Genomic DNA, 14,326 nt, shown 5'->3' with positions numbered 1-14,326 from the left:
CCCGCCTCAATGCTGAATGCCGTTCGTCCCCATTCGTACGCCGCGCTGGCGCTGATTCTGGTGCCCATGTTCGCCGCTGCCTGCAGCAAAGTCGGCGCGGCCACCGGCGACTCATCGCGCTCTGCCGCCGGCGACTCGCTCGCGGCCATGGCGAACGACTCCGGCCGGCCGGCACTGGCATTACCAGTGGCCGCCGAGGAGGCACGCGAGGGTGACCTCGTGCTGCATGTGCGCACGACCGGACAGGTCCGGTCGGATGCGGTGGTGAAGCTGCGCAGTGAGGTGGGGGGCACGGTGGCGCAGCTGTTGGTGAAGCCGGGGCAGGCGGTGACGCAGGGGCAGGTGCTGCTGCGCTTCGACAGCTATCCGTTCGACTTGGCGGTCCGCGAGGCGCAGGCATCGGCGGACGAAGCGGAACAGCGCTTTCTCGAGAGTTTTGTGCCGGAGTCGCTGGTCACCGGGCGCTCCCCCACGGCGGAGCAGCGCAAGGCACTGATGAATAAGGCGGGGCTGACCGGCGCACGGCTTCGCCTCGAGCGGGCCAAGTACGAGCAGGACCGCGCCGTCGTTCGCGCGCCGGTGGCTGGCATGGTGGACGGCATTGATATCGCCGTGGGCGAGAAGATCGGCGCGGGGCAGCCGCTGCTGACGGTGGTCGATACGCGCAATCTGCGCATCGAGGCGCAGGTGCTGGAGCACGACTTGCCGCTGGTGAAGGTGGGCGGCGAGGCCGAAGTCACCAGTGCCGGCGCGCCGGGACGGGTGTTGCGTGGGCGGGTGGATGCGCTGCTGCCGCTGGTGGACAGCACCAGCCGAGCGGGGCGCGCTGTGGTGCGCGTGGCCGGCGACGGCGTGCTGCGCCCGGGCATGTATGCCGATGTGGAGCTCGAAGCGACGCGCTTGCGCGGGCGGCGGCTCGTACCGAGTCGTGCGGTGATCGAGCGTGATGGACGGCCGCTCGTGTTTGTCGTGCGCGATGGGCGCGCGCAGTGGACGTACATCGTCCCTGGGCGGTCGAACGGACGCGAGACGGAGGTGCTGCCGGATTCGGCGACTGGGGAGATTCCGGTGAAAGCCGGTGACCCGGTGATCGTGGAGGGGCATCTCACGCTCACGCACGATGCGCCGGTAAAGGTGGCGCCAGCGAAAGTCCTCGACGCGAAGCCCCGCGGGTGAGTATCGCCGCGTATGCCGTGCGCCGCCCGGTCGCCACGGTGGCGGCCATTCTGGCGGTGCTGTTGCTGGGCTCGGTGTCGCTCACGCGGCTGCCGGTATCGCTGTTGCCCGATGTGTCGTTGCCGGTGCTGACCATTCGCACGGCGTACGCGGGGGCGGCGGCCACGGAAGTGTCGCGCTTTGTGGCTGAACCCATCGAGGAGGCCATTGCGGCGACACCGGGGCTGGTGGAGCTGCGCAGCGTGAGTCGCAATGGGGAGGTGACCACCACGGCGCGGTTTGCGTGGGGCACCGACATGCGCGGCACCGTGCTCGCGGTGCGTGAGCGGCTCGATGCGGCGCGCGGGCGGTTACCGGAGCGCGCCGAGCGGCCGACGCTGCTTACGAGTGATCCGGGTGAGCGGCCGATTGCGGTGCTGGCGGTGAAGCCGGCAGCGAATGCCACGGCGAACCGGCAGGCGGCGGATCTGCGGGCGTTGGCACGCACCGCGAGCGAGGTGCACGCGCGGCGGCTCGAGCAGATCGAAGGGGTGGCGAGCGTGGCGGTGGTTGGCGCGCCGAACGACGAAGTGCGGGTGTCGCTTGATGCCGACAAGCTGCGGGCGCTCGATCTCACGCCGGAGGATGTGGCGGCGAGTATTCGCGCGCAGAACGTGGCCGGTGCGGGTGGCACCATTCGGCGCGGGCAGTTCCGCTTTTCAGTGCGGGCGCTGACCGAGTTTCGCGCACCGGCGGAGATTCTCGACGCGCCCATTGGGGTACCGGGGCGCGGGCTCACGCTGCGCGATGTGGGCACCGTGCAGCTGGGGCTCGCCGAGCCCACCACGCTGACGCGGCTGGACGGCGCCGAGGCGGTGGGGCTGGTGGTGTACAAGGATGCGGGCGCGAACACGGTGGCGGTGACGCAGCGCTTGCGCGAAACGCTTGGGGCGCTGGAGAAGGAGTTTCCCGGGCTCGCGGTGACGGTGGTGGCGGCGCAGGCGGACTTCGTGGTGGATGCGCTGTCGAATCTGGGGCAGGAGATCGTGGCGGGTGGCGTGCTGTCGCTGCTGGTGATTCTGCTCTTCCTGCGCGACTGGCGGTTGTCGCTGGCGATTGGGCTCACGGTGCCGCTGTCGGTGCTGATGGCGCTCGTCGCGCTGCAGGCGCTTGGCGTCACCATCAACGTGCTGTCGCTCGGCGGTCTGGCCCTCGGCACGGGCTTGCTGGTGGATACGGCGATTGTGGTGGCGGAAGCGGTTTCGAGACGGCGAGACGAGGGGATGCCGCTGCGGGAGGCGGCGGTGGTGGGGACGGACGATGTGGCGGCGCCGTTGTTTGCGGGGACGCTGACGACGGTGTTGGTGTTTGGGCCGATCGTGTTTGTGCGAGGGTTGGCGGCGGCGCTGTTCAGAGACCTTTCGCTGTCGGTGGTTACGACGGTGGCGGCGTCGCTTTTGTTGGCGTTGACGTTGATGCCGGTGCTCTTGGTGGGGAGGCGTCGGAGAAGAGAGAACAGCGAAACTTCGGAAAGACGTACTGCGGGAAGACGTACTGCGGGAAGACAAACTGCGGGAACGGCGTCCTTGCTCTCTCGCGTTGGCTCGCGGTTGGCGCATGGATATGAGCGCGGAGTGGTGTGGTCGCTGGCACATCCGCGTACGGTGTTTGGAGGCGCGCTGGCTTCGCTCGCGCTGACCGTGGTGCTGATTGTGCGGTTGCCAAAGGAGATCTTGCCGCGCGTCGATGAAGGGGTTCTGGTGGCGCAGCTGGGGTTGCCGCAGGGGACTTCGCTCGAGGCGACTACCGTACAGGTGGCGAGACTTGAGACGGCGGCGAAGCAGCTGGGTGCGCGGGATATCTATGCGCGCGTGGGCAAAGCCACCGATGAGGAGATTCTCGCGGGGGCGGATCCGGGGTCTTCGGCGTCGGCGCAGCTCATTGTGCCGGTGCCGGCGGGCGCGGATGCGGCGGTGTTGGCGCAACAGCTGCGGGCCAAGGTGCCGGACCTGGCGAACGGGGCGCTGGCGATCGATCTCGCGGGGCAGAGTGAGTTCGGGTCGCTCATTGGGCGCGAAGGGCGGCTGGTCCGCGTGGAGCTGTCGGCGCCCACGCCGGTGGTGGCGCAGCAGTGGGCGGATACGGTGCGGCGGCGGCTGGGCGCGGTGCGCGAGCTGGCCGATGTGCGCGATGCGTATGCGGCGACGCAGCCGCTCATCGAGATCGGGCTCGAACGCGAACGCCTTGCGCAGCGCGGCATCGTGCCGCAGCAGGTGGCGAGCGCGCTGGCGGGCGCGCTGGGGGGCGTGGTCGCGAGTGACCTGCGGGAGACCGACAAGCGCACGCCCATCGCCGTGCGCTATGCTGGCGCGAGTAACGAAGATCTGGCCACGGCGCTGCGCACCACCATTCGCGGGGTACCGGTGGAGCAGCTGGTCACGGTGAAGGAGGTGCGCGCGCCGGTGGAAGTGGTGCGCGTGGGGCAGCGGCCGGTCACGATCGTGGAAGGCCTGGTGGAAGCGGGCGGCACGGCGCGGGCCACGGAGGCCGTGCAGGAGGCGCTCACGCGCGTCTCGCTGCCGCCGAATGTGACCTGGCAGGTGGCCGGCGCCGACACCGAGCGACAGCGCACAAGCAATGAGCTCACGCTGGTCGCGGTGCTCGCGGCAGCGCTGATGTTCCTGGTGCTTGCCGGCGAATTTGCGAGCTTCACGATTCCGCTGGTCGTGATGCTCACGGTGCCACTCGCGGGCGCGGGTGCGGTGATCTTCCTGTGGCTCACCGGGCAGAGCCTCAATGCGGTGAGCCTCATCGGCATCGTGGTGATGATCGGTATGGCCGACAACGAAGCGGTGGTGAAGCTCGATGCCATCCGCCAGTTTCGCGAGCAGGGGCTGCCGCTGCACGAGGCCATTCTGCGCGGCGGCGAGCAGCGGCTCCGCGCGATTGCGATGACGAGCATCACCACGGTGACCGGCGTGCTGCCGCTGGTGTTCGGCTGGGGCAGTGGTGGCGCGCTCTATCAGCCGCTGGCGGCGGGGATCATCGGCGGGTCGATCAGTGCGCTGCTGGTGACGTTCTTCCTGCTGCCGGTGGCGTATGCGGCGCTGGAGGGGCGGCACGAACGACTCGGGAGGGCTAACTTGTGAGGAGCCCCTTTCCGGAGAGCGCGATGGCTGAGTCTGCTGCAGTGATCCATTGCGACCCTGAGGTTCTGGGCGGGACGCCCGTGTTTGTCGGCACGCGTGTCCCGGCGCAGAGCTTGATCGACTATTTGGAGGCGGGGCATTCGCTCGACGAGTTCCTTGGCGACTTTCCGAGTGTGCGGCGCGAGCAGGTGATCGCGGCCCTCGAGATTGCACGCCAAGCGCTTGTCCGAGCGCCGGCGGCCTAGCCGCGCCCTGATCAATGCGTGCGCATACTGCTTGACGAGTGCATGCCGGCGCGCCTGGCGCTGGCGCTGATCACATGCGGAGGGATCGCGGCGCGTGATCCACGTAGCGCGGAGATCCTCGTTCGTTGTCCCTCGGGCCTCGTCGTTGTCAGCACCGCCACGCGGGTGCCGACATGATCCGCGCCGCCGCACACCGACCCGCCGTGGTGTGGGCCAGCTGTCTCGCGCTGCTGCTCGCCGGGGCCATCGCGTTCACGCGCCTGCCGCTCGCCACCAAGACCACCGTCGAGCTGCCGCGGCTCAGTATCGCCGCCGCGTGGCCGGGCTCCTCGCCCGAGGTGATCGAGACCTACCTCACGTCGCCCATCGAAAGTGCGGTGCTGGGCGTGCGGGGTGTGAAGCAGGTGAACAGCACCAGCTACGACGACTATGCGCTGCTCACGGTGGAGCTCGAGGAGCGCGCGGATGTGCAGATGGCGCGGCTGGCGATGCTGGAGCGGCTCGAGCTGTTGCGGAGCGAGCTGCCGCCGGGCGTGAGCCCGCCGAATGTGTCGAACTACGTACCGGAGGGGCTCGAGGAATCGCCCCTGCTCTCCCTCACCGTGTCGGGCCCCTACACCAGTGGGGCGTTGCAGCGGCTGCTCGACGAACGCGTGACGCCACGGCTGGCGAGTGTGGCCGGGGTGGCGGGTGTGCAGCTGCGCGGTGGTGCCGATCTCGGGGTGTCGGTGAGCTACGACGCGACGCGTCTGCGGCAGATGGGGCTCCCGCCGGAGCGGCTCACGCAGGCCATTCAGGGGGCGCGGGTGGTGGAGGCGCTGGGTGATCTCACCGCCGGGGCGCAGGTGCGGAGTGTGGTGCTGCGCGATCAGCCGGCGGCGCTGGACAGCCTCGCGGCGCTGCCCGTGATGGGCGCGGGTGGGCGTGTGTTCCGGCTGGGCGAATTGGCCACCATTCGCGCCGAGGAAGACGAGCGGGGGCGGTTCTATCGGATCGATGGCATTCCGGCGGTGAGTGTGGATGTCACACGCCATCCGGGCGCCGATGCCATCCAGACGGCGGCGGCGCTGCGGGCGGTGATTGCGGAGCTCACGCGCGTGATGCCCCCCGGGATTCGCCTGCGCATCGTCAACGACGAAAGCGTGGCGCTGGCGAAGGAGCTCCGCGACCTCACCACGCGCGGCGCGATTGCCCTTGGGGCGGTGTTGCTCGTGCTCGCGCTGTTGCTGCGCCGCTGGCGCGCCGTGGCGGTGGTGATGGGGTCAGCGGCCGTCGCCCTCGCGGCCACGGCACTCACGCTCTATGTGGCCAATATTCCGGCCAACCTGCTGACGCTGGCTGGCTTGGGGATGGGGGTGGGCATTCTGGTGCAGAACGCGATCGTGGTGGTGGATCGATTGGCGCGGGCACCGGACACGCCGGATGGGCGTGCGGCGGCCACGCGACGCATCGCACCGGCGGTCATTGGCAGTACGCTCACCACCGCGGTGGTGCTCTTTCCGTTTCTCTATCTGCAGGGGAACGCGCGCGCGGCCTTCGTGCCCTTTGCGCTGGCGTTCGTCATCGCGCTTGTGTGGAGTGTGATCACGGCGCTGCTCGTGGTCCCCGCGCTCGGGAAGGGCGTCGCCGCGCGCGAAGCGCCGTGGCCGCGCGTCAGGCACGTGTACACCGCGGTCGTCGCGCGCACACTCCGCTGGCGATGGGCCACGCTGCTGCTCACGGTGGGAACGTTAGCGGGGCTCACGTGGGTGTTCATCGTGAAGGTGCCGCGGTCCAGCTGGGGCGGATGGGGGGAGCGCCGCACCACGCTGACCGCGTCGTTGAGCTTTCCGCGCGGCTCCGATCCGGCCACGCTCGATCGCGCCATGCGCGATTTCGAACGTCTCGTGGTCGGGCGCCCGGAGGTGGAGCAGGTGCGCACGCAGTCGAGTGGGCGCACGAGTGCGCAGATGAGCGTGGTGTTCACGCGCGAGGGCGCGTTCACGGCGGCGCCGATGGAGCTGCAGGAACTGCTCACGCAGCGCGCCGTGCTCATCGGCGGCGCGCAGGTCGGCGTGTATGGCGATGGTCCGGGGTTCTCGAGCGGGGGCGGCGGGGGAAGCTTCGCCACGTTCCGGATGCAGGTGAAAGGGTTCTCGTATGACGGCGTTTCGCGCGTGGCTGAGGACCTGAAGCGGCGGCTCGAGCGCATTCCGCGCGTGCAGGAGGTGCGCATCACGAGCGGCAATTCGTGGGGCGGCGGCGAGCGAGGCTATCAGGTCGTGCTCGACCCCAACCGGGCGGCGCTCACCCGCTATGGGCTCAACGCGGCGATGTTCGCGCAGGCGGTCGCGCGCGAGGTGCGCGGGCCGGTGGGTGGGCAGCGGCTCGAGATCGGCGGCGAGGAGCTCCCCGTTACCGTCAAGGCGAGCGGCGCGCGTGAGCGCAGCCTCGAGGAGCTGCAGGATGCACTGGTCCCCAACCTCATCGGCGCGCCGGTCCGCATTCGCGATGTGGCCGCCGTGGATGCGCGCGAGGCGCTGAGCACCGTCGTGCGCGAAGATCAGCAGTACGTCCGCCAGGTGAGCTACGACTTCCGCGGGCCCGCCAAGCTCGCGCGGCGCACGCACCAGGCCTTCGTCACGTCGCTGAGCGCACCGGCGGGGTACGGCATCAAGGATTTGTCCGACGGGGGCTTCTATCAGGAAGACGAGAGCGCGAAGGGGCTCTGGCTCGTGTTCGCGATTGGCCTGGCGCTGGTGATCCTCACGGTGGCGCTGGTCTTCGACAGCGTGTGGGGCGCCGCGATGGTCTTTCTCTCACTGCCGCTTGCCCTCGCCGGCGTGGTGGTGGCGTTCTGGGCGGCCGACGCCGCGTTCACGCGCGAAGCCGCGGTCGGGGTGATTCTCGTGGTGGGACTCGCGGTGCATCAGGGCATTCTGTTCATCGACGCCGCACTCGAAAAACGGCGCGCGCTCGGTCGCCTCGACGCCGGACTCGTCCTGCGCGCGGTGCTCGATCGGGCGCCCATGATCGTGATCATCACGCTCTCGGCGTTGGCGAGCCTCATTCCGCTCAGTGTGGGAACGAGCACCAAGACCATGTTCGGCGCGATCGCGCTGGCCACGGCCGGCGGCACCGTCGCGGCCACGCTCGGCGTGCTCTTCGTGATGCCCGCGATGATCCTGCGAACGTTCAAGGGGCGGAAGCGCCTGCGCGCCTCCGCCCCCTGATCACGTGCTTCGGCGCGCCGCTTACTTCTTCGGCGCCGCTTCCGGATGGCTCAGCGTGTACACATACGCCGCCACGGCCACGATCTGCGCGTCGGTCAGCGCCATGCGACCACCGCGGGCACCCATCGGGTTCGGGCGCGTGGTGACCTTGATCTTTTCCTTCGGGACACCGGTCGTGATGATCCCCTTGATCTCCTCGAAGCTGCCGGTCGTGAGCTGATCCCACGCCTTGTCGGTGAGCACGGGGCCGTTGTTGCCGCCGATGCCACCCTTGCCATGGCAGCGCATGCAGCCGCCGTTATTGAAGAGCGAGTCGCCGAGCGTGACGTTCGCGAGCGTCACTTCAGCGGGGACCTTGGGCGCGGCCGATGCCTTGGCGGCGGGGGCCGAACCGGCGCCGGCGGCACCCTTGTGACAGGCGGCGAGCGCGACAGCAGCGAGGGACAGGGCGAGGAGACGACGCATGGGTGGTGTGGGGCTCGAGGAGAGGGGTGGCGTCGGCGGGACGACGTGAGGCCGTGAGAAAGCTGAGGTCCACGTCAGAATGTGCGGCCAAAATGCGTGGCTGGCTATCTTTCCCGCATGGCCAACATCGCATACCTCGGCACGGGGCTGCTCGGCAGCGGCTTCGTGGAAGCCGCCCTCGGGCGCGGCGACTCGGTGACCGTCTGGAACCGCACCCGCAGCAAGGCGGAGGCGCTCGTTCAGTTTGGGGCAAAGGTCGCCGATACCCCGGCCGACGCCGTGCGCGGCGCCGAGCGGGTGCATCTGGTGCTCAAGGATGACGCGGTCGTGGAGGCGGTTATTTCCGATCTCCGGGCCGGCCTCGCGCCGAACACCGTCATCGTGGACCACACGACGACCCGCCCGGACCTCACCGCCGAACGGGCCACCCGGCTCAACGCCGAGGGGGTGAAGTACCTCCACTGCCCGGTGTTCATCGGACCCGCCGCGGCCCGCCAGGGGCAGGGGATCATCATGGCCGCCGGCCCGCAGGCGCTCTTCGAGGCGGTCAAGCCGGCTCTCGAACAGCAGGCCGCCCGGGTGGAGTACTGGGGGGAGCGCCCGGATCTGGCTGCTGTCTACAAGCTGATGGGAAACTGCTTCATTATTGGCATGGGAGCGATGCTCGCCGACGTCTTCACCATCGGCGCCCAGGAGGGGGTCTCGGCCCCCGACGCCCTCAAGCTGCTCGGCTTCTTCAACCCCGGGAGCATGCTCCAGCTCCGGGGAAAGAACATGGCCGAGGGGAACTTCGCGGCCAGTTTTGAGCTGGACATGGCCCGGAAGGACGTCCGGCTGATGCTCGAGACCGTCGGCGCCCGCCCCATGGCGACCCTGCCGGCGATCGCCGCCCGGATGGACGAAATGATCGCCCAGGGGCACGGACAGGCGGATTTTGGCGTTATCGCCAAGGACGCCCTGGGTCGCTGACCTTTGAGCCGCCGCCGGGACCGCTTACAATTCCGGCCTGACCCCTGACCGAGAATCCTCGATGCCGTTTTTCGATCATCCGGCTGACGCCGATTTCCTGCTGCCGATCATCAAGCTGCCGCTGCTGCTGATCTCGACGATCTTCAAGATCATCCTGGCGGTGGGGCCGATCGGGCAGATCGCGATCATCGCGATCGTCATCGCGCTCTTCTCGCGCAACGTGATGGGACCCGCCCGCCCGTAAGCGGCGGATCGCCCAACCTCCAAAGCGGGACCGCGCTGTTCGGGCGCGGTCCCGCTTTGTCATTGCAGCCGCATGATCGCCAGTCGCAGGTTGGCCGGCATCGTGGTGCCGCCCACGCCGCGCAGATCGAGCAGCTGCGGCGCGGTGGGCGTCCCCGAAATCTCGAAATAGGCGTGGGCCCCACCGCGAATCCCGGTGCGCTGCGCCACGAAGCTGCCGAAGGTGAGCGCCACCGGCGTGATCGGGTAGGCCTTGGAGTAGGTGCCCGTCCAGAGCGGATCGGCGTTCAGCCCGCCGTAGATGTCGCGCAGGTTCCAGGTGAGGAAGCTGGCGTCGGGGTTCACCGTGCCGAGCCCGGGATAGTCATCGGCGTACAGCGCGAGCCCCCATCCGCCGAGCAGGCGTTCCATCGACACCCCGGTCAGAGCGGTCAGGGTATTGATGCCGGTGGTGGTGCCGTTGGTCAGGGCCGTGAAGAACGCCGCGTCGCTCGAGCCGAAGCGGTCGAGCGTGTAGCGCACGAGGCTCCAGGTGGTGTTGTAGAAGATCGCGCCGCTCTGGCCGTTGGCATCGCCGTACGGCGACCAGTTCCACGGTTCGTCGAGCTTGGGTTTGATCTCGTTGAACTGGCGGCGCATCCCCCAGCTGGGGCGGCGCAGGGCGTCGTTCGCGGCGCAGGTCGCGTTGGCGAGATTGAAGTCGCAGAACACGCCGTTGCTCGCGGCCGTGCCGTAGCCGGTGTTTCCCTTGAAGGCCACCTTGTGCAGCTTCTCGCGCGCCCAGACTTCCTCGGCTTGTCGCGCCGTGCCTTCCTCGAGCCAGCTCGCCTCGAACGCCGAGGCGCCGTTCGAGAGGCGCGCGGTGAGCGAGGCGATGTGCTTCACCTCGTGCACCACGGTGCGCACCATGAAGGCAAACCACCCGGGCGGCTGCGCGGTGTTGGTCACGCTCGTACCGGTCGCGGTCGGCGCCATGCCGTAGAAGAACTCGCCGAAGTTGCTCCCCCAGCGGCTCGTGCCGCGGGCCGTGGCGTCACAGCTGGTCACATAGGCGGCGGCGCCGGAGCCGTTCAGGCGCTGCGTGAACACCATGTGCACGCGTTCGTCGAAATCGGTGAGCGCATCGCGCCGCAGTGGGTCGCCGAAGGTGTTCTTCACCACGTCGTACTGATCCAGGTCGAAGATCTGCCCGATCTTCTGGTAGTAGGAGAGCACATCGGGGTTCGCCGCCGAGTTCACGGCATTGGCCGAGTCTTCCCAGACGATGGTGCGCGTCCCGCTGTAGACCACGCGGCCGCGGATGATCTGGGTGGAGTCGTTGCAGCTGTTGAAGTTGTAGTAGAAGCTGCGCATGTCCCCCGCCACGGGCGGTGACACCACGCGCGCGCGCCGTGGGCGCGTGGCCGCGAGGCGGGCCAGCGCGAGCGTTTGCGGGTAGAGCGCGCGCTCATACTCGAGATGCGCGGCGTGCGCCTCGTTGAAGCGCGCTTCGTCGGCGTCGAGCGGCTGTCTGAGATGAGCGGCCGGGGCCTGCACGGTGCGCAGCGCGATCGCGTTGGTGGTGTTGCCGGCGAGCTCGAAGTCGGTGACGGAGTTCTGGCTCGTCAGATTGCTCGAGACCACGGCGACGTAGCGCGCCGCGGTGCCGGTGCCCTGCAGCTGGTTGCACTGGCTCGAGTCGGCGGCGGTGATGATCACCGCCTGCCCCTTGGCGAGCGTGCGCGTGATGGGCGCGAACGTCACCGTGAGCGCGCTGCTGGTGCCGCCCGACGTGGTGACCTGCAACGCCGCGGTGCCGGCATTCTGGCAGGGCGCGACAAACGTGAGCGTGTCGAGCTTGGCGGCGACCAGCGGGACCGGGATGCCGCGAATCGTGAGCGTGTTGGCTGCGGCCGACGCACCAAAGCCGACGCCGCGGAGCGCCACCAGCTGCCCGGGGACCAGCGTGGTTGCCGACAGCCCCGTGAGCACCGGCGGGCCGCTCAGGGCGCGCACGGTGATTTCGACCGCGGTGGTCTTGCCCTCGCTGCTCGCCACGATGGAGGCCGTGCCGGGGGCGACCCCCACAACGAAGCCGCTCACGGAGACCGTCGCCACGGCCGGTGCGCTGCTCGTCCAGGTGATCGGTCGGCCGGACAAGACGCCGCCGATCGAATCCACCGTGCCGGCGGTGAGCTGCAGCGTCTGGGTCACCAGCAGCGTCGCCGAGGTCTGCGACACCGTGACACGCGCGACCGGCACCGGGATCACCGTCAGCTGCGCGGTGCCGGTCACCCCGTCGCTACTGGCGGAAATGATCGAAGATCCGGGCGCGACCATCGTGACCAGCCCGCCGGTGGAGATGGTCGCGGCGGCGGTGTTGCTGCTGCTCCAGAGCACGGTACGCCCTGTGATCGCCGCACCCTTCGCCGACTGTGGCGTAGCGAGATAGGTGAGCGACTGCCCCACCATCATGGTCGACGAGGCGGGGGAGACGGTCACCGCGGCCACCTTGGGTGGGCCCTCGTGGCCGCACGCCGCCAGCGCCGCCGCAGCCAGCAGGCCCGCCGCGTACCGGCGAACGAAGGACGCGCGAACGAAGGACGCGCGAACGAAGGACGCGCGAACGATCACGGCTGCATCTCCGTGGCCTTGCTGGCCGGCTTCTCGCCCTTGAGGTACTTGCCCCACCACTCGAGGGTGCGCGTGTAGAAGTCCATCCAGTCGTCGAGCGACGACAGCGGCGTCCCGTGCCCACCCTTGGCGTAACTCACCCACGTCACCTCCTTGCCCAGGCGGCGCAGCGCATAGAACATCTCGCGCGTGTTGATCGCCGGCACGTTGCCGTCCATCTCGCCGGTCATGAGCAGCAGCGGCGTCTTGATGCGATCGGCGTAGAGAATGGCCGACTGCGCCGCGTACTTCTGTGGCGCCTCCCACAAGGTGGCGCCGAGGCGGTCCTGGCTCTTCTCGGCGGCGTGCACGTTGCGCACGCCGAGGCGCGGGGAATCGGTGTAGAAGCTGATCACATCGACCTTGCCGCTGACGTTGATCGCCGCCTTGAAGCGCGTGGTCTGCGTGATGAGCAGGTTGGTCGCATAGCCGCCGTAGCTGGTGCCCTGCACGCCGAGCTTGGTGCTGTCGGTCACGCCCATCTCGATCAGCTTGTTGGCGGCCGCGGTGACGCCCTTGATCCACGCTTCGCCCGGATAGCCAATGTCGAAGCGCACACTCGGCTTCACGACCACATACCCGTTCGCGTTGAGCAGGTTGGCGAGGCCATCCCAGCTGTCGGCGAAGAAGTCTTCGTAGATGAGAAAGACCGTGGGGTAGGCGCGCCCCTTCTGATAATTCGTGGGGTAGTGCACCACACCGAACTCGCGGGTGCCGTCGGCGTCGAGATAGGTGAGCAGTTCGGTGGGGCCGAGGTTGCGGTCGGCGAGCATCGGGTTGGCCTCGGTGAGGCGACGCGGCTCCCCGAAGGGCGCCGTCATGGCCCACAAGTCACCCGGGCGGTTGCCGTCGCCACCGGAGAGGACCACGGTGCTGCCATTGTCGCTTACCGCAAAGCCGCCGTAGAGGCGCGTGCCCTGAAAGAGGGTATCGGTGCGGCCGCTGGCGATGTCATAGCGCAGGAGTCCACGCCGCCAGGTCGTGCGCGACTCCATGGCCAGCAGCAGCTGTCCGCCGTTGTTCACCGCGCCCACGAAGCGGACGCGCGGCGACGTCGGGACCGAATCGCTGGTCGCGGCCACCAGCCGCCGCTGCTTGGAGGAGGCGTCGATTAGCCAGATGCCATCGGGGTTGGTCGCCACCAGCTGCGGGGTGCTGGCACCATCCACGAAGCTCACCGGTGTGAAGCGCTCCTTCGCCCGTCGCGTGCGCGCCGCGGCGGTGGTATCGCGCGACGCCGCGCTATCGCCGGCGAGACGGGTGCGCGCGCTGTCGCCCAGTTGCGCGACGAGCAGCTGATCGCCCTGCAGCCAGCTGTAGCGGCGGCCACTCTTGTCCCACACCAGCCGCACATTCTTGAGCGACGGGAAGAGCACGCTGGGCGTGCCGCCGCTGACGGCACGGGCGAGGAGCTTGTGCTCGCTGCCGCCGATCACATCGTAGTCGGTCTTGGTGGTGATGTCCTCGGTGTACACCACCATCTGCCCGTCCTGCGTGAGCTGCCAGGACTGGCGCATCCCTTCGGGCAGGACATCGGTCGCGGCGCCCGTCTTTCGATCGACGCGCACCACGGACTCCACGGTGCCGCGGCGCTGGATGGCATTCCACGCCAGAAACGGCTCGCTGCTCGACTGCACGATGCGCGGCCCGGTGGTCAGGCGCGCAAACTCGGCGGCCGCCGCCGTGCGCCAGCTGTCGCTGCGCAACGAGACGAACAGGCTCGCGCCATCGGGGCTCCAGCGCAGGCGCGAGTTCGCAAAGACATAGCGGCCGGCGGGCACCTTGAGTGGCGCGGCTTTGCGCGTGGCGCGGTCCCAGAGCAGCAGGTCAAAGCGATCGTCGTCGCGCTGTACCGCCACAGCGAGTGTCTTGCCATCGGGCGACCAGGCCTGTGCGCCCACGACCTGCGGTTCGGCGAAGAGCGCCGTCTTCTCGCCGCTGCGCGTGTCGATGACCCAGCCCTCGCGCCGGGTGGGCGCAGCGTAGGTCGGGTCGCCAAACGAGCGGTTGTAATCGACGCCCATGCTGGTCCGCGCCCGCGACATCAGCGCCACGACGAACTGCCCGTCGGCAGACATGGCCCCGAGCGCGGTGGTCCGCGTGTCGAGGAGGTCGTCGAGATTGAAGGCGCGCGGGGCGGGCTGGGCCACGGCCGCCACCGGGGCGAGCAGGACAAGGGCGGCGGCGCGGAGGCGGCGGGCGAACGGAAGCATGGTCAGGGCCGGTTCGGGACCAG

General features: G+C 69.1%; 9 protein-coding genes. 6 read left to right on the top strand and 3 right to left on the bottom strand.

The window, feature by feature from the left end; all coding sequences use genetic code 11:
* Positions 1-9 precede the first annotated feature (9 nt).
* The 4 genes from K2R93_09135 to K2R93_09120 all read left to right on the top strand — a co-directional run bounded on the left by K2R93_09135 (position 10) and on the right by K2R93_09120 (position 7,761).
* Positions 10-1,176 carry an efflux RND transporter periplasmic adaptor subunit gene (locus tag K2R93_09135; GenBank protein ID MBY0489988.1) on the top strand — a complete coding sequence of 389 codons (1,167 nt, stop codon included), beginning with the start codon at positions 10-12 and terminating at the stop codon, positions 1,174-1,176.
* A complete protein-coding gene (locus K2R93_09130; GenBank protein ID MBY0489987.1) occupies positions 1,173-4,304 on the top strand; it encodes an efflux RND transporter permease subunit in 3,132 nt (1,043 codons plus the stop codon). Before K2R93_09135 ends, K2R93_09130 begins: the two co-directional genes overlap by 4 nt.
* A 23-nt stretch (positions 4,305-4,327) precedes the next feature.
* Positions 4,328-4,549, top strand: a complete 222-nt coding sequence (locus K2R93_09125) for a DUF433 domain-containing protein (protein ID MBY0489986.1) — start codon at positions 4,328-4,330, stop codon at positions 4,547-4,549.
* A gap of 173 nt (positions 4,550-4,722) precedes the next feature.
* The gene (locus K2R93_09120) at positions 4,723-7,761 is read left to right on the top strand and encodes an efflux RND transporter permease subunit (protein MBY0489985.1); all 3,039 of its coding nucleotides are present in this window, start codon (positions 4,723-4,725) and stop codon (positions 7,759-7,761) included.
* Positions 7,762-7,782: 21 nt separating this feature from the next.
* On the opposite strand, the gene K2R93_09115 is transcribed toward K2R93_09120, so the two are convergent.
* A complete protein-coding gene (locus K2R93_09115; protein MBY0489984.1) occupies positions 7,783-8,226 on the bottom strand; it encodes a cytochrome c in 444 nt (147 codons plus the stop codon).
* 117 nt (positions 8,227-8,343) lie between these two features.
* Between K2R93_09115 and K2R93_09110 the strand changes: the two genes are divergently transcribed.
* Together K2R93_09110 and K2R93_09105 are read left to right on the top strand one after the other, a co-directional pair.
* The gene (locus K2R93_09110) at positions 8,344-9,195 is read left to right on the top strand and encodes an NAD(P)-dependent oxidoreductase (GenBank protein MBY0489983.1); all 852 of its coding nucleotides are present in this window, start codon (positions 8,344-8,346) and stop codon (positions 9,193-9,195) included.
* 61 nt (positions 9,196-9,256) lie between these two features.
* Complete coding sequence (locus K2R93_09105) at positions 9,257-9,439, top strand: hypothetical protein (GenBank protein ID MBY0489982.1); 183 nt, start codon at positions 9,257-9,259, stop codon at positions 9,437-9,439.
* Positions 9,440-9,498: 59 nt separating this feature from the next.
* Here the strand turns inward: K2R93_09105 and K2R93_09100 are convergent, their stop codons facing one another.
* Both K2R93_09100 and K2R93_09095 read right to left on the bottom strand, forming a co-directional pair.
* Positions 9,499-12,051, bottom strand: coding sequence for an Ig-like domain-containing protein (locus K2R93_09100; protein ID MBY0489981.1), 2,553 nt, complete (start codon positions 12,049-12,051; stop codon positions 9,499-9,501).
* A complete protein-coding gene (locus K2R93_09095) occupies positions 12,048-14,303 on the bottom strand; it encodes a prolyl oligopeptidase family serine peptidase (GenBank protein ID MBY0489980.1) in 2,256 nt (751 codons plus the stop codon). The genes K2R93_09100 and K2R93_09095 overlap by 4 nt, the downstream gene beginning before the upstream one ends.
* Between the last annotated feature and the right edge of the window lie 23 nt (positions 14,304-14,326).

The sequence above is a fragment of the Gemmatimonadaceae bacterium genome (assembly GCA_019752115.1).
Taxonomy (GTDB): Bacteria; Gemmatimonadota; Gemmatimonadetes; order Gemmatimonadales; family Gemmatimonadaceae; genus Gemmatimonas.
This window is presented reverse-complemented; position numbering and strand designations above follow the sequence as displayed.

What these genes read in the sequence shown, in the direction of transcription:
- K2R93_09095 (MBY0489980.1), bottom strand. Translation starts at nt 14,303, where the DNA reads ATGCTTCCGTTCGCCCGCCGCCTCCGCGCCGCCGCCCTTGTCCTGCTC.
- K2R93_09135 (MBY0489988.1), top strand. Translation starts at nt 10, where the DNA reads ATGCTGAATGCCGTTCGTCCCCATTCGTACGCCGCGCTGGCGCTGATT.
- K2R93_09110 (MBY0489983.1), top strand. Translation starts at nt 8,344, where the DNA reads ATGGCCAACATCGCATACCTCGGCACGGGGCTGCTCGGCAGCGGCTTC.
- K2R93_09105 (MBY0489982.1), top strand. Translation starts at nt 9,257, where the DNA reads ATGCCGTTTTTCGATCATCCGGCTGACGCCGATTTCCTGCTGCCGATC.
- K2R93_09115 (MBY0489984.1), bottom strand. Translation starts at nt 8,226, where the DNA reads ATGCGTCGTCTCCTCGCCCTGTCCCTCGCTGCTGTCGCGCTCGCCGCC.
- K2R93_09120 (MBY0489985.1), top strand. Translation starts at nt 4,723, where the DNA reads ATGATCCGCGCCGCCGCACACCGACCCGCCGTGGTGTGGGCCAGCTGT.
- K2R93_09125 (MBY0489986.1), top strand. Translation starts at nt 4,328, where the DNA reads ATGGCTGAGTCTGCTGCAGTGATCCATTGCGACCCTGAGGTTCTGGGC.